Origin of the sequence: Streptomyces sp. NPDC093085 (assembly GCF_040683935.1) — a bacterium.
Classification (GTDB): domain Bacteria; phylum Actinomycetota; class Actinomycetes; order Streptomycetales; family Streptomycetaceae; genus Streptomyces.
Map to the genome: position 1 here is coordinate 286,057 of NZ_JBFBFB010000006.1, position 25,832 is coordinate 311,888.

24 protein-coding genes are annotated in these 25,832 nt (G+C 72.4%); 18 read left to right on the plus strand and 6 right to left on the minus strand.

The features are described from left to right. The first annotated feature begins 75 nt into the window (after positions 1 to 75). The 3 genes from AB0O07_RS20010 to AB0O07_RS20020 are packed head-to-tail and all read left to right on the plus strand — an operon-like array spanning position 76 to position 3,051. Complete coding sequence (locus tag AB0O07_RS20010; RefSeq protein WP_365634940.1) at positions 76 to 822, plus strand: lysophospholipid acyltransferase family protein; 747 nt, start codon at positions 76 to 78, stop codon at positions 820 to 822. Continuing rightward, the gene (locus AB0O07_RS20015) at positions 819 to 1,820 is read left to right on the plus strand and encodes an NAD(P)H-dependent glycerol-3-phosphate dehydrogenase (protein WP_365634943.1); all 1,002 of its coding nucleotides are present in this window, start codon (positions 819 to 821) and stop codon (positions 1,818 to 1,820) included. The genes AB0O07_RS20010 and AB0O07_RS20015 overlap by 4 nt, the downstream gene beginning before the upstream one ends. 34 nt (positions 1,821 to 1,854) lie before the next feature. Further along, entirely contained in the window at positions 1,855 to 3,051 is a 1,197-nt protein-coding gene (locus tag AB0O07_RS20020) for a D-alanine--D-alanine ligase family protein (RefSeq protein WP_365634945.1), read from the plus strand. Positions 3,052 to 3,077: 26 nt separating this feature from the next. Here AB0O07_RS20020 and AB0O07_RS20025 read toward each other — a convergent pair whose 3' ends face one another. Both AB0O07_RS20025 and AB0O07_RS20030 read right to left on the minus strand, forming a co-directional pair. Then, entirely contained in the window at positions 3,078 to 3,500 is a 423-nt protein-coding gene (locus tag AB0O07_RS20025) for a DUF3515 domain-containing protein (protein ID WP_365635305.1), read from the minus strand. Positions 3,501 to 3,605: 105 nt separating this feature from the next. Continuing rightward, on the minus strand, positions 3,606 to 3,839 hold the full coding sequence (locus AB0O07_RS20030) for an Lrp/AsnC ligand binding domain-containing protein (RefSeq protein ID WP_365634948.1): 234 nt from the start codon (positions 3,837 to 3,839) through the stop codon (positions 3,606 to 3,608). Between the two features lie 332 nt (positions 3,840 to 4,171). Between AB0O07_RS20030 and AB0O07_RS20035 the strand changes: the two genes are divergently transcribed. Together AB0O07_RS20035 and thiD are read left to right on the plus strand one after the other, a co-directional pair. Next, the gene (locus tag AB0O07_RS20035; RefSeq protein WP_365634951.1) at positions 4,172 to 5,143 is read left to right on the plus strand and encodes a thiamine-phosphate kinase; all 972 of its coding nucleotides are present in this window, start codon (positions 4,172 to 4,174) and stop codon (positions 5,141 to 5,143) included. A 10-nt stretch (positions 5,144 to 5,153) separates the two neighbouring features. Continuing rightward, positions 5,154 to 5,969: a bifunctional hydroxymethylpyrimidine kinase/phosphomethylpyrimidine kinase gene (gene thiD, locus AB0O07_RS20040; RefSeq protein WP_365634954.1), complete on the plus strand. Its 816-nt coding sequence runs from the start codon at positions 5,154 to 5,156 to the stop codon at positions 5,967 to 5,969. Between the two features lie 86 nt (positions 5,970 to 6,055). Here the strand turns inward: thiD and rpmB are convergent, their stop codons facing one another. Beyond that, a complete protein-coding gene (rpmB, locus tag AB0O07_RS20045) occupies positions 6,056 to 6,241 on the minus strand; it encodes a 50S ribosomal protein L28 (protein WP_028426177.1) in 186 nt (61 codons plus the stop codon). Positions 6,242 to 6,445: 204 nt separating this feature from the next. Between rpmB and AB0O07_RS20050 the strand changes: the two genes are divergently transcribed. From AB0O07_RS20050 to mutM, 9 genes are all read left to right on the plus strand, one after another. Beyond that, a complete protein-coding gene (locus tag AB0O07_RS20050; protein ID WP_365634957.1) occupies positions 6,446 to 8,221 on the plus strand; it encodes a DAK2 domain-containing protein in 1,776 nt (591 codons plus the stop codon). A 75-nt stretch (positions 8,222 to 8,296) separates the two neighbouring features. Next, a complete protein-coding gene (gene recG / locus AB0O07_RS20055; protein ID WP_365634960.1) occupies positions 8,297 to 10,573 on the plus strand; it encodes an ATP-dependent DNA helicase RecG in 2,277 nt (758 codons plus the stop codon). A 160-nt stretch (positions 10,574 to 10,733) separates the two neighbouring features. Continuing rightward, the gene (gene rsmD, locus AB0O07_RS20060) at positions 10,734 to 11,330 is read left to right on the plus strand and encodes a 16S rRNA (guanine(966)-N(2))-methyltransferase RsmD (protein ID WP_365634963.1); all 597 of its coding nucleotides are present in this window, start codon (positions 10,734 to 10,736) and stop codon (positions 11,328 to 11,330) included. 26 nt (positions 11,331 to 11,356) lie between these two features. Then, positions 11,357 to 11,836, plus strand: a complete 480-nt coding sequence (gene coaD, locus AB0O07_RS20065; protein WP_365635307.1) for a pantetheine-phosphate adenylyltransferase — start codon at positions 11,357 to 11,359, stop codon at positions 11,834 to 11,836. Between the two features lie 100 nt (positions 11,837 to 11,936). Next, the gene (locus tag AB0O07_RS20070) at positions 11,937 to 13,175 is read left to right on the plus strand and encodes an ATP synthase F0 subunit B (protein WP_365634966.1); all 1,239 of its coding nucleotides are present in this window, start codon (positions 11,937 to 11,939) and stop codon (positions 13,173 to 13,175) included. Between the two features lie 141 nt (positions 13,176 to 13,316). Next, complete coding sequence (locus AB0O07_RS20075; protein WP_365635309.1) at positions 13,317 to 13,961, plus strand: DUF177 domain-containing protein; 645 nt, start codon at positions 13,317 to 13,319, stop codon at positions 13,959 to 13,961. Between the two features lie 2 nt (positions 13,962 to 13,963). Next, the gene (rpmF, locus tag AB0O07_RS20080; RefSeq protein ID WP_365634968.1) at positions 13,964 to 14,137 is read left to right on the plus strand and encodes a 50S ribosomal protein L32; all 174 of its coding nucleotides are present in this window, start codon (positions 13,964 to 13,966) and stop codon (positions 14,135 to 14,137) included. A 19-nt stretch (positions 14,138 to 14,156) separates the two neighbouring features. After that, entirely contained in the window at positions 14,157 to 15,029 is an 873-nt protein-coding gene (rnc, locus tag AB0O07_RS20085; protein ID WP_365634971.1) for a ribonuclease III, read from the plus strand. A 153-nt stretch (positions 15,030 to 15,182) separates the two neighbouring features. Then, positions 15,183 to 16,064, plus strand: coding sequence for a bifunctional DNA-formamidopyrimidine glycosylase/DNA-(apurinic or apyrimidinic site) lyase (mutM, locus tag AB0O07_RS20090; RefSeq protein WP_365634973.1), 882 nt, complete (start codon positions 15,183 to 15,185; stop codon positions 16,062 to 16,064). Here the strand turns inward: mutM and AB0O07_RS20095 are convergent. Then, positions 16,016 to 16,465: a helix-turn-helix domain-containing protein gene (locus tag AB0O07_RS20095; protein ID WP_365634976.1), complete on the minus strand. Its 450-nt coding sequence runs from the start codon at positions 16,463 to 16,465 to the stop codon at positions 16,016 to 16,018. The genes mutM and AB0O07_RS20095 overlap by 49 nt on opposite strands. A gap of 139 nt (positions 16,466 to 16,604) precedes the next feature. Beyond that, positions 16,605 to 17,531, minus strand: coding sequence for a CAP domain-containing protein (locus AB0O07_RS20100; RefSeq protein WP_365634979.1), 927 nt, complete (start codon positions 17,529 to 17,531; stop codon positions 16,605 to 16,607). Positions 17,532 to 17,663: 132 nt separating this feature from the next. Here AB0O07_RS20100 and AB0O07_RS20105 point away from each other — a divergent pair, with 132 nt between their 5' ends. The 4 genes from AB0O07_RS20105 (at position 17,664) to AB0O07_RS20120 (ending at position 24,265) form a co-directional block, all read left to right on the plus strand. Beyond that, positions 17,664 to 17,945: an acylphosphatase gene (locus tag AB0O07_RS20105; protein ID WP_365634982.1), complete on the plus strand. Its 282-nt coding sequence runs from the start codon at positions 17,664 to 17,666 to the stop codon at positions 17,943 to 17,945. 403 nt (positions 17,946 to 18,348) lie between these two features. Then, the gene (locus tag AB0O07_RS20110) at positions 18,349 to 18,573 is read left to right on the plus strand and encodes a hypothetical protein (protein ID WP_365634985.1); all 225 of its coding nucleotides are present in this window, start codon (positions 18,349 to 18,351) and stop codon (positions 18,571 to 18,573) included. A gap of 214 nt (positions 18,574 to 18,787) precedes the next feature. Further along, positions 18,788 to 22,612 (plus strand): AAA family ATPase, encoded by a 3,825-nt coding sequence (locus AB0O07_RS20115; RefSeq protein WP_365634988.1) that lies wholly within the window; start codon positions 18,788 to 18,790, stop codon positions 22,610 to 22,612. A gap of 231 nt (positions 22,613 to 22,843) precedes the next feature. Further along, positions 22,844 to 24,265 (plus strand): sugar porter family MFS transporter, encoded by a 1,422-nt coding sequence (locus tag AB0O07_RS20120; RefSeq protein ID WP_365634991.1) that lies wholly within the window; start codon positions 22,844 to 22,846, stop codon positions 24,263 to 24,265. 1 nt (position 24,266) lies between these two features. Here the strand turns inward: AB0O07_RS20120 and AB0O07_RS20125 are convergent, their stop codons facing one another. Then, entirely contained in the window at positions 24,267 to 25,766 is a 1,500-nt protein-coding gene (locus AB0O07_RS20125) for a cytosine permease (protein ID WP_365634993.1), read from the minus strand. Positions 25,767 to 25,832 lie beyond the last annotated feature (66 nt).

Here is a 25,832-nt window from a genome sequence, read left to right on the forward strand (position 1 = left end):
ACAGACCGGGGGACCGGGGCCACACTTGACCCCCGTCGGCCGGGGCGAGCCCGGCGAGAAAAGGAAGGTGTCCGAGTGTCCCGCCGTAGAATCGGCTTCTGGTACCGCCTGGCGGCGGTGATCGCAAAACCGCCGCTGACCCTTCTCCTCAAACGGGACTGGCGGGGCGCGGAGCACATTCCGGCCGACGGCGGATTCATCACCGCGGTGAACCACAATTCGCATCTCGACCCGCTCGCCTACGCCCACTTCCAGTACAACACCGGCCGCCTGCCGCGTTTCCTCGCCAAGGACGGCCTCTTCCGCAAGGGGTTCGTCGGCTCCGTCATGCGCGGCACGGGGCAGATCCCCGTCTACCGCGAGACCAGCGACGCGCTGAGCGCCTTCCGCGCCGCCATCGACGCCGTCGAACGGGGCGAGTGCGTGGCGTTCTACCCCGAGGGCACCCTCACCCGCGACCCCGACCTGTGGCCCATGACCGGCAAGACCGGCGTCGCCCGGGTCGCCCTCCAGACGAAGTGCCCGGTCATCCCCGTCGCCCAGTGGGGCGCCAACCTCGTCCTCCCCCCGTACGCCACCAAGCCGGACCTCTTCCCGCGCAAGACGCACCATGTGCTGGTCGGCCCGCCCGTCGATCTGACGCGCTTCTACGACCGCGAGATCGACCCCGAATTGCTGCGCGAGGCAACCGAGGTCATCATGGCCGCCATCACGGAACTGCTGTCCGAGGTACGCGGCGAGCCGGTGCCCACCGTCTCGTACGACTACCGCAAGGCCAGGGAAGAACAGCGGCGCAAGGCCGCGGAAGAGGGGTCCAAGTGACGCGCGTCGCCGTCTTCGGAGCGGGGTCCTGGGGAACGGCGTTCGCCATGGTCCTCGCCGACGCCGGATGCGACGTGACGGTCTGGGGCCGGCGCCCCGAGATCGCCGACTCCATCAACACCACCCGCACCAACCCCGACTACCTGCCGGGCTTCGAACTCCCCGCCGGCGTACGCGCCACCACGGACCCCGCCGAGGCCGCGCGGGACGCCGAGTTCACCGTCCTCACCGTGCCCTCCCAGACGCTCCGCGGCAACCTCGCGCGATGGGCGCCCGTGCTCCCCTCCGACACCGTCCTCGTCTCGCTGATGAAGGGCGTCGAACTCGGCACCGCCAAGCGGATGAGCGAGGTCGTCGAGGAGGTCGCCAAGGCCCCGGCGGAGCGCGTCGCCGTGGTCACCGGGCCCAACCTCGCCAAGGAGATCGCCGGCCGGATGCCCGCCGCCGCCGTCGTCGCCTGCGCCGACGAGACGGTCGCCCAGCGGCTCCAGGCCGCCTGCCACACCCCGTACTTCCGCCCGTACACCAACACCGACGTGGTGGGCTGCGAGCTCGGCGGCGCCGTCAAGAACGTCATCGGACTCGCCGTCGGCATCGCCGACGGGATGGGCCTCGGCGACAACACCAAGGCGTCCCTGATGACCCGGGGCCTCGCCGAGACCACCCGGCTCGGTCTCGCCATGGGCGCCGACCCGCACACCTTCTCCGGACTCGCCGGAATGGGCGATCTCATCGCGACCTGTTCCTCGCCGCTCTCCCGGAACCACACCTTCGGTACCAACCTCGGCCGGGGCATGACGCTGGAGGAGACCATCGCGGTCACCAAACAGACCGCGGAAGGCGTCAAGTCCTGTGAGTCCGTGCTGGATCTGGCGCGCCGCCACGACGTCGACATGCCCATCACGGAAACCGTCGTGGACATCGTCCACAACGGCAAGTCGCCGCTCGTGTCACTCAAGGAGCTGATGTCGCGCAGCGCCAAGCCCGAGCGGCGCTGACTCGGGCGGTACCAGCAGGTACGCTCATCGCGATATGAGCAGCGAGAACTCCTCACCCAGCCCTGAGCGCCCCCTCGGGAACACCCCGGAGCCCGGCCCCGTACGGCCGGCCCGCAAGCCGCGCGTGGCCGTGGTCTTCGGCGGCCGCAGCTCCGAGCACGCCATCTCCGTGGTCACCGCCGGCGCCGTCCTGCGCTCCATCGACCGGACGAAGTACGACGTCCTCCCCATCGGCATCACCACCGAAGGACGCTGGGCGCTCACCGCCGACGATCCGGAGCGCATGGGCATCGCCGACCGCGCCCTGCCGAGCGTCGAGCAGATCGCCGAGTCCGCGGACGGCACCGTCGTCCTCCCCGTCGACCCGGGCAGCCGTGAGGTCGTCTACAGCGAACCGGGCTCCGTCCCCAAGGTGCTCGGCGACGTCGACGTGGTCTTCCCGGTGCTGCACGGCCCGTACGGGGAGGACGGCACCCTCCAGGGGCTGCTGGAGCTCTCCGGGATCCCGTACGTCGGCGCGGGCGTCCTCGCCTCCGCCGTCGGCCAGGACAAGGAGTACATGAAGCGGGTGTTCACCTCCTTCGGGCTGCCCGTCGGCCCGTACGTGGTGATCCGGCCCCGCGAGTGGGAGCGCCCGGACGGCGCGGCCGCCGCGCGCCGCAGGATCACGGAGTTCGCCGCCGACCACGGCTGGCCGCTCTTCGTGAAGCCCGCGCGGGGCGGCTCGTCCATGGGCATCACCAAGGTCGACGACGCCTCCGGGCTCGACGAGGCGATCGCCGAGGCCCGCCGCCACGACCCCAAGATCCTGGTCGAGTCGCTGCTGCGCGGCCGGGAGATCGAGTGCGGCGTCCTGGAGTTCGAGGACGGCCCGCGCGCCAGCGTGCCCGCCGAGATCCCCCCGGTCACGGCCCACGACTTCTACGACTTCGAGGCCAAGTACATCGACGCGGCCACCGGCCTGGTGCCCGCGCCGCTCACCGCCGAGGAGACCGCGGAGGTCCAGCGGCTCGCGGTGGCGGCGTTCGACGCGGTCTCCTGCGAGGGGCTGGTCCGCGCGGACTTCTTCCTCACCGAGGACGGCTTCGTCATCAACGAGATCAACACCCTGCCGGGGTTCACCCCCATCTCCATGTACCCGCGCATGTGGCAGGAGAGCGGGGTCGGCTACGAGGAGCTGGTGGACCGGCTCCTCCAGGCGGCGCTGCGCCGCCCGACCGGCCTGCGCTGAGCCGGCGGGGACACGGGGGACAGGCCCTACAGGCTGGGCGGGACCGTCTTCGCGACCGGTCCCGCCAGCCCCGCGAGCGGGGTGATGTCATGCGCGAACCGCGTGTCCATCGTGACCTCCACATAGGTCTCGCGGTACGTCGTGGTGAACCGGGGCCCGTCGTCCCGCTCCTCCAGCATCCAGTTGACCCCGTCCGCCTCCACCGCCTGCGCCTGGGGGTCGTCCATCCTCGCGGGCCGGGGGACCCCGCAGCGCAGTACGATCGCGCCGTCCCCCCACCCCGCGGTCAGCGCCGAGGCCGGCTTCGGGTCCGCACGGTCGAGGCCCGCGAGGCTCCGGGGGAGTTCCTTGTGCAGGGCGCGGCACAGGGCGGCCTCCGGCGCGGAGGGGCTCGGAACCGTGACCGTCGCCGGGGCGTCCGTCGGAGAACAGCCCGCCGCCGCCGTCAGAAGGACGGCGACGGCGGGAAAGCGGGCGAGAGAGCGGCCGGATAGCCTGCGGCTCGGAAGAGGGCGACGGGAACGTATCACCGGCCAAGCGTAGACGGGGGCGGTCTAGAGATGGACGACCGGGCAGGTCAGGGTGCGGGTGATGCCTTCCACTTGCTGGACCTTGGCGACCACCATGCGGCCCAGTTCGTCGACGGTGTCCGACTGGGCCCGGACGATCACGTCGTAGGGTCCTGTGACGTCCTCGGCCTGGATGACTCCCGGAATCTTCGCGATGGTCTCGGCGACGGACGTCGCCTTGCCCACCTCGGTCTGAATAAGGATGTACGCCTGTACCACGGAACCTCCAGGGCGGCCACGAGGATCATGTGGGGGGAAAGAGACGCCACGGTATCGCGTCGCCCACGGCGGCGGGGAGACCCGGGGGTCCGGTGGCGCCCGCGGGGTGGCGTACAAAGGCCCACGTTGACGCGGGGGCGCGCCATGGTGTGCGCACCGTACGGTGCGGGGCACGGCGCGTACGGCGCGGAGTGTGCCGCATCAAGAGGGCATGACCTGACGTCCACCGTTGTTGACGCAGGTCAGCGACCTGGTGGGCGTCATGGGAGCAGTGAGGGACCGCGACCGCAGAGGCGGCCCGGCGAAGAGAGAGCGAAGAGAGGGGAGACTCGGTGAAGGGAACCGTGGGCGAGCTGGGGGAGTTCGGGCTCATCGGAGAGCTGACGTCCCGGCTCACCACCACCCCGGCGGTCCGGCTCGGGCCGGGCGACGACGCCGCGGTGGTGGCGGCCCCCGACCGCAGGGTCGTGGCGAGTACGGATCTGCTCCTCGAAGGGCGGCACTTCCGGCGCGACTGGTCGACCGCGTACGACGTGGGCCGCAAGGCCGCCGCGCAGAACCTGGCCGACATCGCGGCCATGGGCGCGGTGCCCACCGCGCTCCTCCTCGGCCTGGTCGTACCGGCCGAACTCCCGGTCACCTGGCCCACCGAGCTGATGGACGGCATCCGCGACGAGTGCCAGGTCGCCGGCGCGGCCGTGGTCGGCGGCGACGTGGTGCGCGGCGACACCATCACGATCGCCATCACCGCCCTCGGTGATCTGCGCAACCACGAGCCGGTGACCCGCTCGGGCGCCCGCCCGGGCGATGTGGTCGCCTACACCGGCTGGTTGGGGTGGTCGGCGGCGGGGCACGCGGTGCTCTCGCGGGGCTTCCGCTCGCCGCGCGCCTTCGTGGAGGCGCACCGCAGGCCGGAGCCGCCGTACCACGCGGGCCCCGCGGCGGCCGGTCTCGGCGCCACCGCCATGACCGACGTCAGCGACGGCCTCGTCGCGGACCTCGGGCACATCGCGGAGGCCAGCCAGGTCCGTATCGACCTGCGCTCAGGGCTGATCGACATCCCCTCGCAGATGAACGACATCGGCCAGGCGGTCGGCGTCGACCCGCTCCAGTGGGTGCTGACCGGGGGAGAGGACCACGCGATCGTCGCGACGTTCCCCATGGACGCCAAACTCCCGGCGCGCTGGAAGGTGATCGGGGAGGTCCTCAACCCGTCCGCGCTGCCCCAGGTGACGGTCGACGGCGCCCCGTGGACCCGCAAGGGCGGCTGGGACCACTTCGGCGACATCGAGGACACCCCGTAGATTCGGACCCATGGCGATATCCGTGCCCGTCCCCGTACCCGTACCTCCCCGCGTACTCACCGTCGCCGGATCCGACTCCGGCGGCGGTGCGGGCATCCAGGCGGACCTCAAGACCATGCTGGCGTTCGGCGTCCACGGCATGAGTGTGCTCACCGCGGTCACCGCGCAGAACTCCCAGGGCGTCCAGGGCGCCTGGGAACTGCCGGTGGAGGCGGTGCGGGCGCAGTACCGCAGCGTGGTGGGGGACATCGGCGTCCAGGCCGTGAAGACCGGGATGCTCTCCTCCGCCGTCCTCGTCGACGCGGTCGCCGAACTGCTCGCCGGTACCGACGCCCCCGTGGTGGTCGACCCGGTGGGCGTCTCCAAGCACGGAGACCCCCTGCTGGCCGCGTCGGCGCTGCACGGGGTACGGAGGCGGCTGCTTCCGGTCGCCACGGTGGCCACCCCCAACCTGGACGAGGTGGCCCAGCTCACCGGCGTACGGGTCACCGAGGAGGCCGACCTGCGGCGCGCGGCCCACGCCGTCCTGGAGTTCGGCCCGCGCTGGGCGCTGATCAAGGGCGGGCACCTGCCGGGGGACGCGGTGGACCTGCTGACCGACGGCGACCAGGAGCACTGGCTGCGCGCCCCGCGCCACGAGAACCGCCATACGCACGGCACCGGATGCACCTACGCCGCGGCGATCGCCTCCGGGCTCGCGGCCGGCCAGGACGTGGTGGCGGCGGTCGGGGCGGCCAAGGAGTACGTCACCGGGGCGATCGCGCACGGCTTCCCGCTGGGCGCGGGAATCGGCCCGGTGGACCACGCCTGGCGCTTCCGGGGCTGACGGCGCGCACGGCAAAGGGCCGGTCCCACCCGGAGGCGGGACCGGCCCTTCAAGGCAACCGCAGGGGCTGCGCTACGACGCGGGCGTCAGCGCGAGACCTTGCCGGCCTTGATGCACGAAGTGCAGACATTGAGGCGCTTCGGCGTCCGACCGACCACGGCACGCACGCGCTGGATGTTCGGGTTCCAGCGACGGGGCGTACGGCGGTGCGAGTGGGAAATGCTGTTGCCGAAGCCCGGCCCCTTGCCGCAGACGTCGCAGTTGGCAGCCACGGGTCACTCCAAAGACTTCAGATGCTCGTACAGAGAAATCCGGCGTGGCTGGTTCGACGAACGTGAGATGTCGCCGACGTCGCTTTGCCGGGGGATTGGCCCGACTTTCATCGGGCAACCGCAGCAGCATACAACGCCTGCCTCGGTAGCCGGAAACTATACCCTTCTCGCAACACCCCCAGCCGACGGAGGAGGACCCCGCAGGTGCCGCAGACCCTCGACGCCGCAGCGGTGCGGAGCTGGTGCGCGCTGGCGCTGGAGGCCCTGGGCCGGGAGCGCGAGGAGATCGACGCGATCAACGTCTATCCGGTCGCGGACGCGGACACCGGGACCAATCTCTACCTGACCGTGGAGTCCGCCGCACAGGCGGTCGAGGCGGTGTTCGCCGCGTACGGGACGGGCACCGCCGGCGCCTCGGAGCCCGCCCCGGCCGACGCCGTACGGGCCATGGCACACGGTGCGCTGATCGGCGCCCGGGGGAACTCCGGGACGATCCTGGCGCAGCTCCTGCGCGGCATGGCCGAGGTGCTGACGGACGAGCCGCCCGGTGACGCAGGCGGTGACGGGGATCACGGGGACCGCCCGGACGGGACGGCGCGGGAGGCCCCGTACGCCGCGTACGGGGCGCGGCTCGCCGGGGCGCTGCGGCGCGCCGCCGAGCTCGCCCGCGAGGCCGTTGCGCACCCCGTCGAGGGCACGATCCTGAGCGTGGCCCGCGCCGCCGCCGACGCGGCCGAGGACGCGGCACGGGGCGCGGCGCAGGGCGCGACGTACGGCGCGCGGAACGCGCCGTACGGGGCGCACGGGACCGGGGAGGCCGCACCGTACGGGGCCGACGCGGCCGGGACCGTACGGGCCGCCTACGCGGGGGCGCGGGCCGCGCTCGACGCCACCCCGGGGCAGCTCCCCGCGCTGGGCCGGGCCGGCGTCGTGGACGCGGGCGGCCGGGGGCTGCTCACCGTCCTCGGCGCGCTGGTGAACGCCCTCACCGGCGAGGCCCCCGCCGCGCTCCCGCCCGCCTCGCGCCGCCCCGGCCACCCCGCCCTCGACGGCCCCGCCGACGCGGCGTGCGCCGCCCAGGGCGGGCCCGCCTTCGAGGTGATCTACCTGCTGGAGGCGGACGAGGCGGCCGTGGCCCGGCTACGGGGCAGGCTCGACGGACTCGGCGACTCCCTGGTGGTCGTCGGCGGCGACGGACTGTGGAACGTGCACGTCCATGTCGACGACGCGGGCGCCGCCGTCGAGGCGGGCGTCGAGGCGGGCCGCCCGTACCGGATCCGTATCACCCACTTCGGCGCCGCCGCCGAGGAGCCGCGCGTCCAGCGCGCCGTCGTCGCCGTCGTCCCCGGCGAGGGCCTGGCCGGGCTCTGTGCCGAGGCCGGCGCGACCACCGTGCTGGCCCGCCCCGGAGAACCGCCCGCCAGCGGCGAACTCGTCGAGGCGATCCGGCGCGCGCACGCCCGCGAGGTGGTCCTCATGCCCAACGACGCCGCCCTGCGGCACACCGCCGCCGCAGCCGCCGAACAGGCCCGTACCGAAGGCGTACGCGTCGCCCTCATCCCCACCAGGGCCGCCGTCCAGGGCATCGCCGCGCTCGCCGTGCACCAGCCGGAACGCCGCTTCGACGAGGACGTTGTCGCCATGACCAGCGCAGCCGGCGCCACCCGGTACGCCGAACTGGCCGTGGCGGAGCACCAGTCGTGGACCACGGCGGGCGTCTGCCAGGCCGGCGACATACTGGGGCTGATCGACGGCGACGTGGCGGTCATCGGCACCGACCTCGCCGCCACCGCGGAGACGGTGCTCTCCCGGATGCTCGCGGCCGGCGGCGAACTGGTGACCCTGGTCCTCGGCGAGGACGTACCCGGGACGCTCGCCGGGCGCCTGGAGAGCTACGTACGGGAGGGCCATCTCGCCGTCGACACCGTGGTCTACCGGGGCGGCCGGCAGTCCGCGCCGCTCCTCGTCGGCGTGGAGTGACCGCAGGGCCGGCGGCACGGCCGTGACCTGCGAAAACCCGGGGGTGCCCGACGGTTGTCAGTGGGGTGGTGTGCAATGGATCTCGTGTCCGCGCTGGATGAACCCCTCAAGAAGTCGCTCGGCCCCGCCACCGCGAAGGTGATGGCCGAGCAGCTCGGCCTGCACACGGTGGGCGATCTGCTCCACCACTACCCACGGCGGTACGAGGAGCGCGGCCGGCTCACCACGCTCGCCGAACTCCCGCTGGACGAAGAGGTGACGGTGGTCGCGCAGGTCGCCGACTCCCGCATCCTCACCTTCAACCACGGCCGGGGCCAGCGCCTGGAGATCACCCTCACCGACGGCAGCGGCCGGCTCCAGCTCGTCTTCTTCGGACGCGGCCTCCACAAACCCCACAAGGAACTCCCGCCGGGCAGCCGGGGCATGTTCGCCGGCAAGGTCTCCGTCTTCAACCGGAAACTCCAGCTCGCCCACCCCACCTACGTCCCCCTCGGCCGCCCCGACGGCGCCACCCCTGACGACGACACGAGCGCCGTGGACGACTTCGCCGGGAAGCTGATCCCGATCTACCCGGCCTGCAAGGGCCTGGAGTCCTGGAAGATCACCAAGGCCGTCGACGCCGTACTGCCGCGCGCCGTGGAGGCCGCCGACCCGCTGCCCCCCACGCTCCGTGAGGGACGCGGGTTCGTCCCGCTCCCCGAGGCGCTGCTCAAGGTCCACCGGCCGGACACCCGGGCCGACATCGAGGACGCCCGCGCCCGGCTCAAGTGGGACGAGGCCTTCGTCCTCCAGGTCGCGCTGGCCCGGCGGCGGTACGCGGACAGCCAGCTCCCCGCCGTCGCCCGCAAGCAGGTCGCGGACGGGCTGCTCGACACCTTCGACGCCGGGCTGCCCTTCACCCTCACGGACGGCCAGCGCCAGGTCACCGCCGAGATCTTCGCCGACCTCGCCACCGAACACCCCATGCACCGGCTCCTCCAGGGCGAGGTCGGCTCCGGCAAGACCCTCGTCGCGCTCCGCGCCATGCTCGCCGTCGTCGACGCGGGCGGCCAGGCCGCGCTGCTCGCCCCCACCGAGGTCCTCGCCCAGCAGCACCACCGGTCGATCACCGAGATGATGGGGGAGCTGGCCCAGGGCGGCATGCTCGGCGGCGCCGAACACGCCACCAAGGTGGTGCTGCTGACCGGCTCCATGGGCACCGCGGCGCGCCGACAGGCCCTCCTCGACCTGGTCACCGGCGAGGCCGGCCTGGTCATCGGCACCCATGCGCTGATCGAGGACAAGGTGCGCTTCCACGATCTGGGCCTGGTCGTCGTGGACGAGCAGCACCGCTTCGGGGTGGAGCAGCGCGACGCCCTGCGCGCCAAGGGCAAACAGCCGCCGCACCTGCTGGTCATGACGGCCACCCCCATCCCCCGTACGGTCGCCATGACCGTCTTCGGCGACCTGGAGACCTCCGTACTGGACCAGCTCCCCGCCGGGCGCTCCCCGATCGCCAGCCATGTCGTCCCCGCCGAGGACAAACCGCACTTCCTGGCCCGCGCCTGGGAGCGGGTGCGCGAGGAGGTCGGCAAGGGGCACCAGGCGTATGTGGTCTGCCCCCGGATCGGCGACGACGCCGGGGACGGTGAGGACGGCGCCGACGGCGCGGCCACCAAGGGGGCGGCCGCCAAGGGGGCGAAGAAGAAGGCGTCGGCCGGGGAGAAGGCCGAGGAGAAGGCGGCGGACGCGGAGAAGCGGCCCCCGCTCGCCGTTCTCGACGTCGCGGAACGGCTCGGGACGGGGCCGCTGGCCGGGCTCCGCGTCGAGGTGCTGCACGGCCGGATGCAGCCGGACGACAAGGACGCCGTGATGCGCCGGTTCGCCGCCGGTGAGGTGGACGTCCTGGTCGCCACGACGGTCATCGAGGTCGGGGTGAACGTCCCCAACGCCACCGCGATGGTGATCATGGACGCGGACCGGTTCGGCGTGTCCCAGCTCCATCAGCTCCGGGGCCGGGTCGGCCGGGGCGCCGCCCCGGGGCTCTGCCTCCTGGTCACCGACATGCCCGAGGCGAGCCCCGCCAGGGCCAGGCTCGGCGCGGTCGCCGCCACGCTCGACGGCTTCGAGCTCTCCCGGATCGACCTCGAACAGCGCCGGGAGGGCGATGTGCTGGGCCAGGCCCAGTCCGGGGCGCGTACGTCGCTGCGGATGCTCGCCGTCATCAAGGACGAGGAGATCATCGCCGCCGCCCGCGAGGAGGCCGCGGCGGTGGTCGCCGCGGATCCGGAGCTGGCGAACGCCCCGGAGCTGCGCACGGCCCTGGACGCGCTGCTGGACACGGAGCGCGAACAGTTCCTCGACAAGGGATAGCCCGACGGGGCACGGGACAGTCCGGCGGGGCAAGGAGGCGGGCCCGGCAGGTCACGCCGTACGCCATATCGTGGAGACGGAGCGGTCGTCGTGCCGACGCCCGCGACCACCCAGAGGCAACTCCCCAGAGCGACAACGCAGAGAACGAGGCCCGACACCCATGACCCGCGTGATCGCCGGTGCCGCCGGCGGGCGCCGTCTCGCCGTACCGCCCGGCACCGGCACCCGCCCCACCTCCGACCGGGCGCGCGAGGGCCTCTTCTCCACCTGGCAGTCGCTCCTGGGCACCCTGGAAGGCGTCCGGATCGCCGACCTGTACGCCGGCTCCGGCGCCGTCGGCCTCGAAGCGCTCTCGCGCGGCGCCGCGCACGCGCTGCTGGTCGAGGCGGACTCCCGCGCCGCCCGCACCGTACGCGAGAACGTCGCGGCGCTCCGGCTGCCCGGCGCCGAGGTCCGTACCGCGAGGGCGGAGCAGGTCGTCACGGGACCGGCCCCCGCGGACCCGTACGACGTGGTCTTCCTCGACCCGCCGTACGCCGTCACCGACGACGATCTTCGGGAGATCCTCCTCACACTCCGGACCGGGGGGTGGCTCGCCGACGATGCGGTCGCCACCGTGGAACGGAGCACCAGAGGCGGGGAGTTCGGCTGGCCGGCAGGTTTCGTACCCCTGCGGTCCCGTCGCTACGGCGAGGGGACGCTTTGGTACGGTCGCGCCGCATCTCGTCACGAAGACGCCCAGAGAGACGCCCCATGACCGGACCGGAGAGGGAGCGAATTCACTTGCGCCGCGCCGTCTGTCCGGGGTCCTTCGACCCCATCACCAACGGACACCTCGACATCATCGCCCGCGCCTCCAAGCTGTACGACGTCGTCCACGTGGCGGTGATGATCAACCAGTCCAAGAAGGGACTGTTCACGATCGAGGAGCGGATCGAGCTGATCCGCGAGGTCACCGCCGAGTTCGGCAACGTCCAGGTGGAGTCCTTCCACGGACTGCTCGTGGACTTCTGCAAAGAGCGCGACATCCCCGCCATCGTGAAGGGCCTGCGGGCCGTCAGCGACTTCGACTACGAGCTGCAGATGGCCCAGATGAACAACGGGCTCTCGGGCGTCGAGACACTCTTCGTCCCCACCAACCCGACCTACAGCTTCCTCTCCTCCTCCCTGGTGAAGGAAGTCGCCACCTGGGGCGGCGACGTCTCCCATCTGCTGCCCCCCGCCGTCCACGCCGCGGTCCTGGAGCGCCTGCGCCGCCCCTGACCGGATCCGACCACCCGTCACCCGGTGTCGGCCGGGCGCCGACTGGCCTTACAGTCGTTCCGTCCGTCTTCGAACCGGCCGAAAGAGTGGCGAGCACACGGTGGACGTGCAGAAGAAGCTCGACGAGATCGTCGACACGGTGAGCAACGCCCGCTCGATGCCCATGTCGGCGTCGTGCGTGGTCAACCGGGCGGAGCTGCTCGCGCTGCTCGAAGAGGTACGCGACGCGCTGCCCGACTCGCTGGCCCAGGCGCAGGAGCTGATCGGCGGGCAGGCCCAGCTCGCCGAGCAGGCCCGTCAGGAGGCCGAGCGGATCATCGAAGGGGCGCACGCCCAGCGCTCCACCCTGGTCTCGGACACCGCGATCGCGCGCCGCTCCCAGGAGGAGGCCGACCGGATCCTCGCCGACGCCCGCAGGGAGGCCGAGGAGATCCGCGCCGAGGCCGACGACTACGTCGACTCCAAGCTCGCCAACTTCGAGGTCGTCCTCACCAAGACCATCGGCTCCGTCGACCGGGGCCGCGAGAAGCTGCTCGGCCGCTCCCCGGGCGGCGAGCCGGGGTACGGCGGCGCCGATGACGACGACGCCCCCGAGTACAGCTCCGACCCCAGCACCCTGATCCGGCGCGCCGACGAGTACGTCGACGCCAAGATCGGCGCCTTCGAGGCCGTGCTGACCAAGACCCTGGAAGCGGTCGGCCGGGGCCGGCAGAAGCTCCACGGCCGTACGGAGTCCGACGAACTCGGCGCGCACATGGCCGCCCAGGACGCCGCCGGGCCCCACTCTCTCACCAGCGACGCGGACTACCTGGCCGACCTCGCGGGAACCCCCCGGGAGGCCCCTCAGGCGCCCGTGGACGCCTCGGGACAGCCCCTGGGTCCCTCGGACCCCGCCCTGCCTCCCCTGCCCGCCCAGCAGCCGTACACGGACCCCGCCTACGCGGCGGCGGCGACCGGCACGGGCTACCAGGACGGTGCCACCGGTGCCGGCGGCGGGTACCAGGACCCCGCGTACCCCGCCGCGGAGCCCGGCTACGCCGCGTCGTACGGACAACAGGACGCCTACGGCTATCAGCAGCAGGACCCGTACACGTACCAGCAGCAGGGGTACGGCCAGGACCAGGGCCAGGCGCAGAGCCAGGGCGGCGGCCAGGCCCAGGGGTACGCCTCGGACTACGGCTGGCAGCAGCAGCAACAACAGCAGCAGGGCGGCCGGCCCGCGCTGCCCGCCCTGCCGCCCGCCCCGTCCGACCAGCAGGGCTCGCTCGACGAGACCAGCTTCTTCGACACGAGCATGATCGACATCGAGCAGCTCCGCCGCTACGAACAGGGCCGCTGACCGCAGGGGCCCGATTGGGTCTACGGCGGCCGGTCCAGTACCCTGGTTCTTCGGCCGTGTGCATGTCCGCGGCTCAGGCTGCCCGCTTCGCTTCCGCGACGGTGGCGGCCCCCCTCCACGATCCGAAAGCGGGAAACGGTCCTGAACGCGCGCCTCGACCACCACAACCCCCTCGTGTTCGACACACACGAGCTGGGGCGGCGTCCTGGCGCGCTGCGGAAGGTCACCCGCTCGGTGCCCGCCCCGAAGGACTTCGGTATCGACGGGGTGATCGGAGCGCCGGAGGGCGCCCCGGTCGAGCTCGACCTCCGCCTTGAGTCGGTCATGGAAGGGGTGCTCGTCACGGGCACCGCCCGTGTCACGGCCGAGGGGGAGTGCGTAAGGTGTCTGGAGCCGCTCAGCCGGGAAGTGGCGGCGGACTTCCAGGAGCTGTTCTCGTACCACGAGACCGACGACCGGGGCCGCGTCCGCGCGGAACCGGCGGCGGGTGACGAGGACTCCGGGGAAGAGGACACGCTCTTCGTCGAGGACGGCTTGTTCGACCTCGAACCCGTACTGCGTGACGCGGTGGTGCTCGCACTGCCGATGCAGCCGGTGTGCCGGGAGGAGTGTGCCGGCCTGTGTTCCACCTGTGGAGCCAGGCTGGACGACGACCCGGACCACCACCATGACGCCGTCGACATCCGATGGGCGGCATTGCAGGGACTCGCCGAGACCGTCAAGGACGGCGAGAAGGACAACATGGGCGGCGCCGAACCGGGCGTCGACGAGAAGCAGGAGAAGTAGCCGTGGCTGTTCCGAAGCGGAAGATGTCGCGCAGCAACACGCGCCACCGCCGGTCGCAGTGGAAGGCTGCGGTCCCCAACCTGGTTTCGTGCGAGCGCTGCCAGGAGCCGAAGCTCCAGCACATCGCGTGCCCGAGCTGTGGCACCTACAACAAGCGCCAGGTCATCGAGGTCTGAGCGGCTGGTGAGAGGCTCGATGTCTGAACTGTCCCCTGCCAAGAAGCAGACAGACACTGTCAGTACGGCCTCGTCGCACACGCTTCTGGAAGGGCGGCTCGGGTATCACCTGGAGACCGCCCTTCTGGTGCGTGCGCTGACCCACCGTTCGTTCGCGTACGAGAACGGCGGTCTGCCCACCAACGAGCGGCTCGAATTCCTCGGGGACTCGGTGCTCGGCCTGGTGGTCACGGACACGCTGTACCGCATCCACCCGGATCTGCCCGAGGGCCAGCTGGCCAAGTTGCGGGCCGCGGTGGTCAACTCGCGTGCGCTGGCGGAGGTGGGCCGCGGCCTCGAACTCGGCTCCTTCATCCGGCTCGGCCGGGGCGAAGAGGGCACCGGAGGCCGCGACAAGGCGTCCATCCTCGCCGACACCCTGGAGGCGGTGATCGGAGCCGTCTATCTCGACCAGGGCCTCGACGCGGCGTCCGAGCTGGTCCACCGGCTCTTCGACCCGCTGATCGAGAAGTCCTCGAACCTCGGGGCGGGCCTGGACTGGAAGACCAGCCTCCAGGAACTGACCGCGGCGGAGGCGCTCGGCGTGCCCGAGTACCTCGTCACGGAGTCGGGACCCGACCACGAGAAGACCTTCACTGCTGCCGCCCGCGTCGGTGGTGTCTCGTACGGCACCGGCACCGGCCGCAGCAAGAAGGAAGCGGAGCAGCAGGCGGCGGAGTCCGCCTGGCGCTCCATCCGCGCCTCGGCCGACGAACGGGAGGCGGCGGAGGCCGCGGCCTCCTCGGACGCCGGAACCGGGGGCCGGGCGGAGACCGGTACCGGTGGTGCCGCCGCCGACGAGGCCGCCCCGGCCTCTGAACAGGCTCCGGCGGACCCGGCCACGGCCCCCTGACCGTCCCGCCGTACGCTCCTTCTGGTGCGCGCCCCTCGTGCCGTACGCGGCGCGGGGGGCGTCTCCCGTGGCCCTGCCCTCCGGCTCCGCACCACACCCCGTTCGTACCACCCCGCTCCGTATCACCCGCCCCGGCCGTCCCCAGGAGTTTCCGTGCCCGAGCTGCCCGAGGTCGAAGTCGTCCGGCGCGGACTCGAACGGTGGGTGAGCGGCCGGACCGTCGCCGAGACCGAGGTGCTCCATCCGCGCGCCGTACGGCGCCACCTCGGGGGCGGCCCGGACTTCGCGGCACGCCTCAAGGGCCACACCATCGGCGCCGCGCGGCGCCGGGGCAAGTACCTCTGGCTGCCGCTCACCGACACCGACGCCTCGGTCCTCGGCCACCTCGGGATGAGCGGCCAGCTCCTGGTCCAGCCCGAGGGCGCGCCCGACGAGAAGCACCTGCGGATCCGGGTCCGCTTCGACGACGCGCTCGGCACCGAGCTGCGCTTCGTCGACCAGCGCACCTTCGGCGGCCTCTCGCTCCACGACAACACCCCCGACGGCGTTCCCGACGTCATCGCGCATATCGCCCGCGACCCCCTGGACCCCGCCTTCGACGACGGCGCCTTCCTCACCGCGCTCCGAGTGCGCCGTACGACCGTCAAGCGGGCGCTGCTCGACCAGACGCTCATCAGCGGGGTCGGCAACATCTACGCGGACGAGGCGCTCTGGCGCGCGCGGCTGCACTACGAACGCCCCACCGCGACGCTGCCCCGGCCGCGCGCCGCCGAACTCCTCGGCCACGCGCGCGAGGTGATGAACGCGGCGCTCTCGGTCGGCGGCACCAGCTTCGACAGCCTGTACGTCAATGTGAACGGCGAGTCCGGTTACTTCGACCGGTCGCTCGACGCGTACGGCCGTGAGGGCGAGCCGTGCCGCCGCTGCGGCACCCCGATCCGCCGGCGCCCCTGGATGAACCGGTCCAGCTACTTCTGCCCGCGCTGTCAGCGCCCGCCGCGCGCCGCGTCGCCCCGCGCCCGCGCGGCGTCGTAACGCTCCCGCGCCGCCAGCACCTCGGGCATCCGCCCCTCCACCAGGTGGATGAGGCCGGACAGCCGCTCCGCGACATCCCGGCCCAGCGGCGTCAGCGCGTAGTCCACGCGCGGCGGGTTGACGGGCTGCGCCTCGCGCCGTACGAGGCCGTCCCGCTCCAGCGCGTGCAGCGTCTGGGCGAGCATCTTCTCGCTCACCCCGTCCACGCGCCGCCGGAGTTCGTTGAAGCGGAAACCGCTCTCGTGGAGCGCGCCGAGGGTGAGCGCGCCCCACCGTCCCGTCGCGTGCTCCAGCGTGGAGCGTGAGGGGCACCGCCGGGAGAACACGTCGAAGGCGAACTCGGCGTCGTCGGTGTCGTCGCCGACGACGGGCCGCCCGGTGTCGGCGGAGAAAGTGTCCATATCCGCACCCTACAACCGGAAAGCGCCACCCGAACGGGCAGCGCTTTCCAACGGTGAGCGTGGGGCGGACGGAGAGATACGGGGCGGGTGCGGGTGCCCGCCGGGCCGGGGCGTGTGCCCGCCGGGCCGGGGCCTGTGCTCAGAAGCCGAAGTTCTGCGTCCACCACGGGCCGCCGGAACCGGTGTGCACACCGACGCCGAGCCGGGTGTAGTCACAGTTGAGGATGTTCGCGCGGTGGCCCTCGCTGTTCATCCAGGAGTCCATCACGGCCTCGGCGGTCGCCTGCCCCCTGGCTATGTTCTCGCCCCCGAGGTTCTTCACCCCGGCCTTCGCCGCGCGGTCCCAGGGCGTGTTGCCGTCCGGGTCCGTGTGGTCGAAGAAGCCCCGGGCCGCCATGTCGTCGCTGAACGCCTGGGCCAGCGCGTTGAGGCTCGCGTCCGCCTTGAGCGCGGCACAGCCGACCTTGGCGCGCTCCTGGTTGACCAGCGAGAGCACGGCGGCAGCGGCGGACGTCGGCGCCTGGGGCTGCTCGACGGCGCGCTCCGTGGTCTGGGCGGGCGCCGAGGTCTCCGCCTTCGCGGAGTCACCCGATCCGGTGGCCGGGGCGGAGGTCTCGGGCGCGGGCGCCTCGGTCTTCGCCTTCGGCGGCGCCGCGGCGGGCTTCGCCTCCGAAGGTGAGGCGGAAGGGGTGGTGGCGGAGGGCGAGGGGGACTTCGCCGGCCCGGTCGTCCGCTCCGCGTCGCGGCTCGGCCCGTCCGTGGTCTCGCGCGTCGGCTCCGCGGACGTCCCGCCCTGCTGCTGCAACTCGGGCGCGCCCTCGCTGCGTATCTGCTCACCGGTGCCGCCACCGCCGCTCACCGAGAACGAACCCCCGCCGGGCAGCAGCCCCGAGGCGACCGCGACGGCGCCGACGGCCATCGCGGCGGACGCCCCGAGCAGCCCCGTACGGACCGGCCTGGCGACCCGGCGCCTGGGGCGCGGCGCGGCGCCGGTGCGGGCAGCGGCGGGGCTCTCCGGAGGTACGGCAGGTGCGCCGGGGGCGGCGGAGCGTCGGTGGCGTCCCATCCGTGGTGCCTTCCTCAGTCTCGACGGCAACGTTACTCACCCGTAAGAGTGAGGCTCATTGCGCCGGACTGTACGGCATGCCCCGTGGGGCCGCCGGGGCTGTAGAGCAATTGGCCGATTAGTTTTGCGCGTATGAAAGAAGACGTACGACTCACGGCGTGGGTGCGCGGACGCGTACAGGGAGTGGGCTTCCGCTGGTTCACCAGGGCGAACGCCCTGGAGATCGGCGGTCTCACCGGATTCGCCCTCAATCTGGACGACGGCAGGGTGCAGATCGTCGCCGAGGGGCCGCGTGAGAATTGCCACCGTCTCCTGGAGTGGCTGCGCTCCGCCGACACACCCGGGAGAGTCGAGGGAGTCACTGAGATCTGGGACACCCCGCGCGGCGGCTACGAAGGGTTCGCGATCCGCTGAGAGGCGCGCGCCCGGGAACACCCCCGGGAACCGGTACATGCCGGGGGCATTCGCGACTCTCCGTGATGACCAGCGATGACCTGGAGGTTGCCGGGAGCGGTCGGCCGTGCCACGCTCCCCGGACCGGGCCGGCCGCGCCGTACCGGGCGCCCCGGGGAGGGCGCGTACCGCGCACGCCCGGGCCGTCGCGCCCCCGGGCACCCCGGCGCGGCGGGCGGTGATCGTGTTGACCGTCAAACTTTTTGGTGAGACTCTGGAATCCCCGCGCACCTTAGCTGTTTGGCAGTAGGAACCGCAGTAAGAACCGCAGTGACGAACATCCACTGCCGGGCACCGCGGGTGCGATTTCCCTCACGACCCACACCGCATTCGGTCGGTCACTCAGTGTGGAGGACCATTCATCATGGCAAAGGCGCTTCTCGGTTATGTCGGCGGTTCCGACCCGCGACTCCTCGCCGAGATGCGACGGCTTCAGCAGCGCGTCCAGGACCTGGAATCCGAGCTGGTACGGATCCAGTCCGAGAACGACGTGCTGAACGCCGCTGTCGCACAGCACCCCGGAGAGTCGCTGCTCAATGTCAATGGCATCGACATCGACGTCCCTCAGGCGGAGCCCGCGCTCACCTGACGACAGCCCCCGTCGGGGCCGGGTGAGAAACACTCTCGCAAGATATGCAAGGGACGCTTCGGCGTCCCTTCTTTCTTTCCGTCTTCCCCGCTCCGAACTTCCCCTGAACGAAGCATTGTTGGCGCTCCCACGCCTTTCTTAACGACTGATGTGCCCTGCGCGTTCCCCGGTGAAACCGCCGGCGGACGATCCGCGCCGGGTAGAGTCCGGCGGCGTGCACCTCAAGGCCATGACCCTGCGCGGGTTCAAATCCTTCGCCTCCGCCACGACGCTGCGCTTCGAGCCGGGTATCACCTGTGTCGTGGGCCCGAACGGCTCCGGGAAATCCAATGTGGTGGACGCGCTCTCCTGGGTCATGGGGGAGCAGGGCGCGAAGTCGCTGCGCGGCGGGAAAATGGAAGACGTGATCTTCGCCGGCACCACCGGGCGCCCCGCGCTCGGCCGCGCGGAGGTCTCTCTCACGATCGACAACTCCGACGGGGCGCTGCCGATCGAATACGCCGAGGTCACCATTACGCGGATCATGTTCCGCAACGGCGGCAGCGAATACCAGCTCAACGGTGACACCTGCCGGCTGCTCGATATCCAGGAACTCCTCTCCGACTCCGGTATCGGCCGCGAGATGCATGTGATCGTCGGGCAGGGCCAGCTCGACTCCGTACTCCATGCCGATCCGACGGGGCGCCGGGCATTCATCGAAGAAGCCGCCGGGGTGCTGAAGCACCGCAAGCGCAAGGAGAAGGCGCTGCGGAAACTGGAGGCGATGAAGGCGAATCTCGCCCGCGTCCAGGATCTGACCGACGAACTCCGCCGTCAGCTCAAGCCGCTCGGCCGGCAGGCCGCCGTGGCCCGCCGCGCCGCCGTCATCCAGGCTGATCTGCGCGACGCCCGGCTGCGGCTGCTCGCCGACGACCTGGTGCGGCTGCGCGAGGCGCTGCGCGCGGAGATCGCGGACGAGGCCGAGCTGAAGAGCCGCAAGGAGGAGGCCGAGCGCCGGCTGAGGGAGGCGCTGGGCCGCGAGGCGGAGCTGGAGGCGGAGGTACGGCGGCTCGCGCCCCGGCTGCGCGCGGCGGAGCAGAGCTGGTACGAGCTCTCCCGGCTCGCCGAACGGGTCCGCGGCACCGTCTCCCTCGCCGACGCCCGCGTCACCAGTGCCACCAGCGCCCCCGAGGAGGAGCGGCGCGGCCGCGACCCCGAGGACCTGGAGCGCGAGGCCGCCCGGATCCGCGAGCAGGAGGCGGAGCTGGCCGCCGCGCTGGAGGCCGCCGAACACGCCCGCGAGGACACCGTCGCCCACCGGGCCGAGCTGGAGCGGGAGCTGGCCGCCGAGGAGCGCCGCCTGCGGGACGCCGCGCGCGCCCTCGCCGACCGCCGCGAGGGGCTGGCCCGGCTGCACGGCCAGGTCACCGCGGCGCGCGGGCGGGCCGCCTCGGCGCAGGCCGAGATCGGCCGGCTCGCCGCCGCCGGCGACGAGGCGCGTGAGCGCGCGACGCTCGCGCGGGAGGAGTACGAGCAGCTCCAGGCGGAGGTCGAGGCGGCGGACGCGGAGGACGACGCGCTCGCCGAGCGGTACGAGGCGGCCCGGAGCGCGCTCGCCGCCGCGGAGACGGCGCAGTCCACCGCGCGCGACGCCGCGACGGCGGCCGAGCGCGAACACGCCGCGCTCACCGCCCGCCATGACGCGCTCGCGCTGGGCCTGCGCCGCAAGGACGGCACCGGGGCGCTGCTGGCCGCCCGCGACCACCTCACCGGCCTGCTCGGCCCCGCCGCGGAACTCCTCACCGTCACCCCGGGCCAGGAGATCCCGGTGGCCGCGGCGCTGGGCACCGCCGCCGACGCCCTGGCGGCCACCGGTCCCACCACGGCCGCCGAGGCCATCCGCCTCCTTCGCGCACAGGACGCGGGCCGCGCGACCCTGCTGCTGGGCGCCGCGACGGGGGATACGGCGGCGGACGTACGGGACGAGCCGGGCGTACGGGGCGGGGCGGAGGCCCCGGAGGCGCGCGTACGGGGCGGCGGGGCGGAGGTCCTCCACGGGGCCGAGGAGGCGCGCCCCGGGGTGCCCGGGCAGGCCGCCGGGGCCCCCGACGCCCCGGCCCCGCCGCCGGCCGCGCCCGTCCCGGCGCAGGGCGGCACCCCGGACGCCGCCCCGGACGTCCCGGATGTCCCGGACGCCGCGCCCGACGCCGCTCCGGGTGCGCCCGGCACCGTACGCACCCGGCTCTCCGCGCCGTACGTCGTCGATCTCGTCCAGGGGCCCGCCGGGCTGATGGGGGCGGTGGGGCGGCTGGTGCGCGGCATGGTGGTGGTCGCGACGCTGGAGGAGGCCGAGGCGCTGGTCGCCGTACGGCCCGAGCTCACCGCCGTGACCGCCGAAGGGGATGTCCTCGGGGCGCACTTCGCGCAGGGCGGCTCCGCGGGGGCGCCCAGCCTGCTGGAGGTGCGGGCCTCCGTGGACCAGGCCGCCGCCGAGCTGGCACGGCTCGCCGTACGGTGCGGAGAACTCGCCGCCGAGCAGCGCGCCGCCACCGCGCGCCGCGCCGAACACGCCGCGCTCGTCGAGGAGCTGGGGGAGCGCCGCAGGGCCGCCGACCGGGAGCGCTCCGCCGTCTCCGGGCGGCTCGGGCGGCTCTCCGGGCAGGCCCGCGCCGCCGCCGCGGAGGCCGACCGCGCCGCCGCCTCCGCCGCCGAGGGGCGGACCGCGCTGGAGCGCGCCACGGAGGAGGCGGAGGAGCTGACGGAGCGGCTGCTCGTCGCGGAGGAGGAGTCCCCCTTCGGGGAGGGCCACGAGGAGCCCGACACCTCGGTACGGGACCGCCTCGCCGCCGACGGCGCCAACGCCCGGCAGACCGAGATGGAGGCCCGGCTCCAGGTCCGTACCCACGAGGAGCGCATGAAGGGGCTCGCGGGCCGGGCCGACGGCCTCGACCGCGCGGCGCGCGCCGAGCGCGAGGCGCGGGCGCGTGCGGAACGGCGCCGCGCGCGGTTGCGCCACGAGGCGCACGTGGCCTCCGCGGTCGCCGTCGGCGCCCGTACCCTGCTCGCCCATGTCGAGGTCTCGGTCGTGCGCGCCGCGGCCGAACGCACCGCCGCCGAGGAGGCCAGGGCCGTACGGGAGCGGGAGCTGGCCGCCGAGCGGAACGCGGGCCGCGACCTCAAGGCCGAACTGGACAAGCTCACCGACTCGGTGCACCGGGGCGAGGTACTGGGCGCCGAGAAACGGTTGCGGATCGAGCAGTTGGAGGCGAAGGCGCTGGAGGAGCTGGGCGTCGAACCGGCCGGGCTGGTCGCCGAGTACGGCCCCGACCAGCCCGTGCCGCCCGCCCCGCCGGCCGAGGGCGAGGAACCGCCGCAGGGCCCCGAGGCCCCGGGGAACCGCCCGAAGTCGTATGTCAGGGCCGAGCAGGAGAAGCGCCTCAAGGCCGCCGAACGGGCGTATCAGCAGCTCGGGAAGGTGAATCCGCTGGCCCTTGAGGAGTTCGCGGCGCTGGAGGAGCGCCACCAGTTCCTCTCCTCGCAGCTCGAAGACCTGAAGAAGGCGCAGGCCGATCTGCTCGGCATGGTCAAGGATGTCGACGAGCTGGTCGAGCAGGTCTTCACCGAGGCGTTCCGCGACACCGCCGCCCAGTTCGAGGGCGTCTTCTCCCGGCTCTTCCCGGGCGGCGAGGGGCGGCTGATCCTCACCGACCCGGAGAACATGCTCACCACCGGCGTGGACGTGGAGGCCAGGCCGCCGGGGAAGAAGGTCAAGCGGCTCTCGCTGCTCTCCGGCGGCGAACGCTCCCTCACGGCCGTGGCGCTGCTGGTGTCGATCTTCAAGGCCAGACCCAGCCCGTTCTATGTGATGGACGAGGTCGAGGCGGCGCTCGACGACACCAACCTCCAGCGGCTGATCCGGATCATGCAGGAGCTCCAGGAGAGCTCCCAGCTCATCGTGATCACCCACCAGAAGCGGACGATGGAGGTCGCCGACGCGCTCTACGGGGTCTCGATGCAGGGCGACGGGGTCTCCAAGGTCATCAGCCAGCGGCTCCGCTGACGCCCCCGGCCTCCCCCGCTTCGTGTCCTGAACGATCACTCGGGGCGAGTCGCCTGTTTTGTCGCACCGTGGCGCGGAGCCACCCCGCCGCATCCCTTCACAGCTTGAAGGAATACGCTCTTTCGCGTTGCTTTTGCCTTCAAGTGGTGTCTGACGGGACGTTATGCCTCACTTGAAGGGCTCGCCCACCCCCACGCCCGGCGACGCGGCCGGGCGGCTTCAGGAGTACACGTGACCAGCACAGCGCAGGTTCCGCCGACAGGAGGTCGAGCGGCCCACCCCGAACATCTCGGCCATGTCGTCTTCATCACGGCGGCCGCCGCGATGGGCGGCTTTCTCTTCGGCTACGACAGTTCGGTGATCAACGGCGCCGTCGAGGCCATCAGGGACCGGTACGACATCGGTTCGGCGGCCCTCGCCCAGGTCATCGCCATCGCCCTGATCGGCTGTGCGATCGGGGCGGCCACGGCGGGCCGGATCGCCGACCGGATCGGCCGGATCCGCTGCATGCGGATCTCCGCGGCGCTCTTCACGATCAGCGCGGTCGGCTCCGCCCTGCCCTTCGACATCTACGACCTCGCGTTCTGGAGGATCATCGGGGGCTTCGCGATCGGTATGGCGTCGGTGATCGGCCCCGCGTACATCGCGGAGGTCTCCCCGGCCGCGTACCGGGGCCGCCTCGGCTCCTTCCAGCAGGCCGCGATCGTCATCGGCATCGCCGTCTCGCAGCTCGTCAACTACGGCATCCTCCAGCTCGCCGACGGCGACCAGCGCGGCAAGCTGCTCGGCCTCGAAGCCTGGCAGTGGATGCTCGGTGTGATGGTCGTACCGGCACTCCTCTACGGTCTGCTCTCCCTCGCGATCCCCGAGTCGCCCCGCTTCCTGCTCTCCGTCGGCAAGGTGGAGCGCGCCAAGAAGGTCCTCGCCGAGGTCGAGAGCAAGGGCGTCGACCTGGACGCCCGGGTCGCCGAGATCGAGCACGCGATGCACCGCGAGCACAAGTCGACCTTCAAGGACCTGCTGGGCGGGGGCGGCTTCCTCTTCCTGCCCATCGTCTGGGTGGGGATCGGCCTCTCCGTCTTCCAGCAGCTCGTCGGCATCAATGTCGCCTTCTACTACTCGGCGACGCTCTGGCAGTCGGTCGGCATCGACCCGTCCAGCTCGTTCCTCTACTCGTTCACGACCTCGATCGTGAACATCATCGGCACCGTGATCGCGATGGTCCTGGTGGACCGGGTCGGCCGCAAGCCGCTGGCGCTGGCCGGCTCCGCCGGGATGGCCGTCGCGCTCGCCTGCGAGGCCTGGGCCTTCTCCGCCCCCCTGGTCCACGGCAAGCTGCCCGGCACCGAGGGCACCGTCGCGCTGGTCGCCGCGCATGTGTTCGTGCTCTTCTTCGCCCTTTCCTGGGGCGTCATCGTCTGGGTCTTCCTCGGTGAGATGTTCCCGAACCGGATCCGCGCCGCCGCGCTCGGTGTCGCAGCCTCCGCGCAGTGGATCGCCAACTGGGCGATCACCGCGAGCTTCCCGAGCCTGGCCGAGTGGAACCTGTCGGGGACGTACGTCATCTACGCCTGCTTCGCCACGCTCTCCATCCCGTTCGTGCTGCTCTTCGTCCGGGAGACCAAGGGCAAGACGCTGGAGGAGATGGGCTGACTCACGGGGCGGGGGTGTCCAACGCGCGCCCCGTCCCCACGGCTATCCCCGCCTCCGTGCCGCCCTCCGTACCGGCCCCGGCCTCCGCCCCCGCGGTCGCCGGGGCCTTCGCGCGCGCCCTCGGCAGCACCGCGTACAGCCCCGCCGCCACCAGGACGGTGACGACCCAGCCCAGGCCGTTACGGCCCACCCAGGACCCAGCGAAGGGGCCCGCGAACCACTGCACCGAGGTGAAGAGCACCCCGACCACCAGCGCCGTACCCCACGCCGCCATGGCCGAAGGGGCGAAGCCGCCCCGGTACCAGTAAGCGCTGGTGCGCCCCGTGTCCATCAGCGCCACCGGGTCGTACGTACGCCGCCGCACCATGTCCACGCCGAAGACCCCGATCCACGCCGAGAACGCCACCGCGAGCAGCGTCAGGAACGAGACGAACGAGCCGATGAAGCTCGTGGCGACCACCATCAGCAGGAAGCCCAGGACCAGACTGATCGCCGCGTTCACGCTGACCGCCCACGCACGGGGCACCCGTACGCCCAGCGTCTGCGCCGTGAACCCGGCCGAGTACATCGACATCGCGTTGATCAGCACCATCCCCACCAGGGCGATCAGCAGATACGGCACCGAGATCCAGGCCGGCAGCAGAGCGCCGATGAAGGAGACCGGGTCCTGTGCCCTGGCGAGATCCGGGGTCCCCACCGCCATCACCGCCCCCATCAGCACCAGCGGCAGCACCACGACGCCCGCGCCGCCCACCGTCGAGCCGACCATCGCCCGGCCGGAGACGGACCGGGGCAGATAGCGGGTGAAGTCGGGTCCGGTCGGCGCCCAGCTCAGACCGCCCGCCGCGATCGTGCCGATGCCGGCGACCATCAGCGCCGTCGGCCCCGCGGGCCGGTCGAAGACCGCCGACCACTCCGTCTCCGCGACGAGATGGATCAGCACCAGCACGCTGAACGCCCCGAAGAGATACGCCGACCAGGTGCTGCACACCCGCAGCGCCTTGATGCCCAGACCCGAGACCAGGAAGGTGGCGGCCACGAAGAGCAGCAGCGTCACCACTATGAGCGGCGTGCTCCGCTTGATCCCGAAGAGCAGGTCGAGCACGGTCAGCACGGCGTACGCGCCGGTCACCGCGTTGATCGTCTCCCACCCCCAGCGGGCGACCCAGATCAGCGCCCCCGGGAAGAGGTTCCCGCGCTGGCCGAACACCGCACGCGACAGAGCCATCCCCGGCGCCCCGCCGCGCTTCCCCGCGATCGAGATCAGCCCGACCGTGCCGTACGCGACGACGGGCGCGGCGACCCCGACGACCAGCGCCTGCCAGAAGTTGAGACCGTTGAGGACGATCAGACCGGCGCCCATGGTGAGCAGGAGCACGCTGATGTTGGCGGCTACCCAGGTGGGGAAGAGTTCCCGGATGTGACCGGTGCGCTCACCGTCGGGGACGGGCTCCAGGCCACGGGTCTCCATCGCGCCTTCGGATGCGGAGGCGTGGGGCATGAACAGGCTCCGAACAGAGGTGGGGGCTCCTGGGGGAGCGGACAGCGGGCGAACCCGGATACCCAC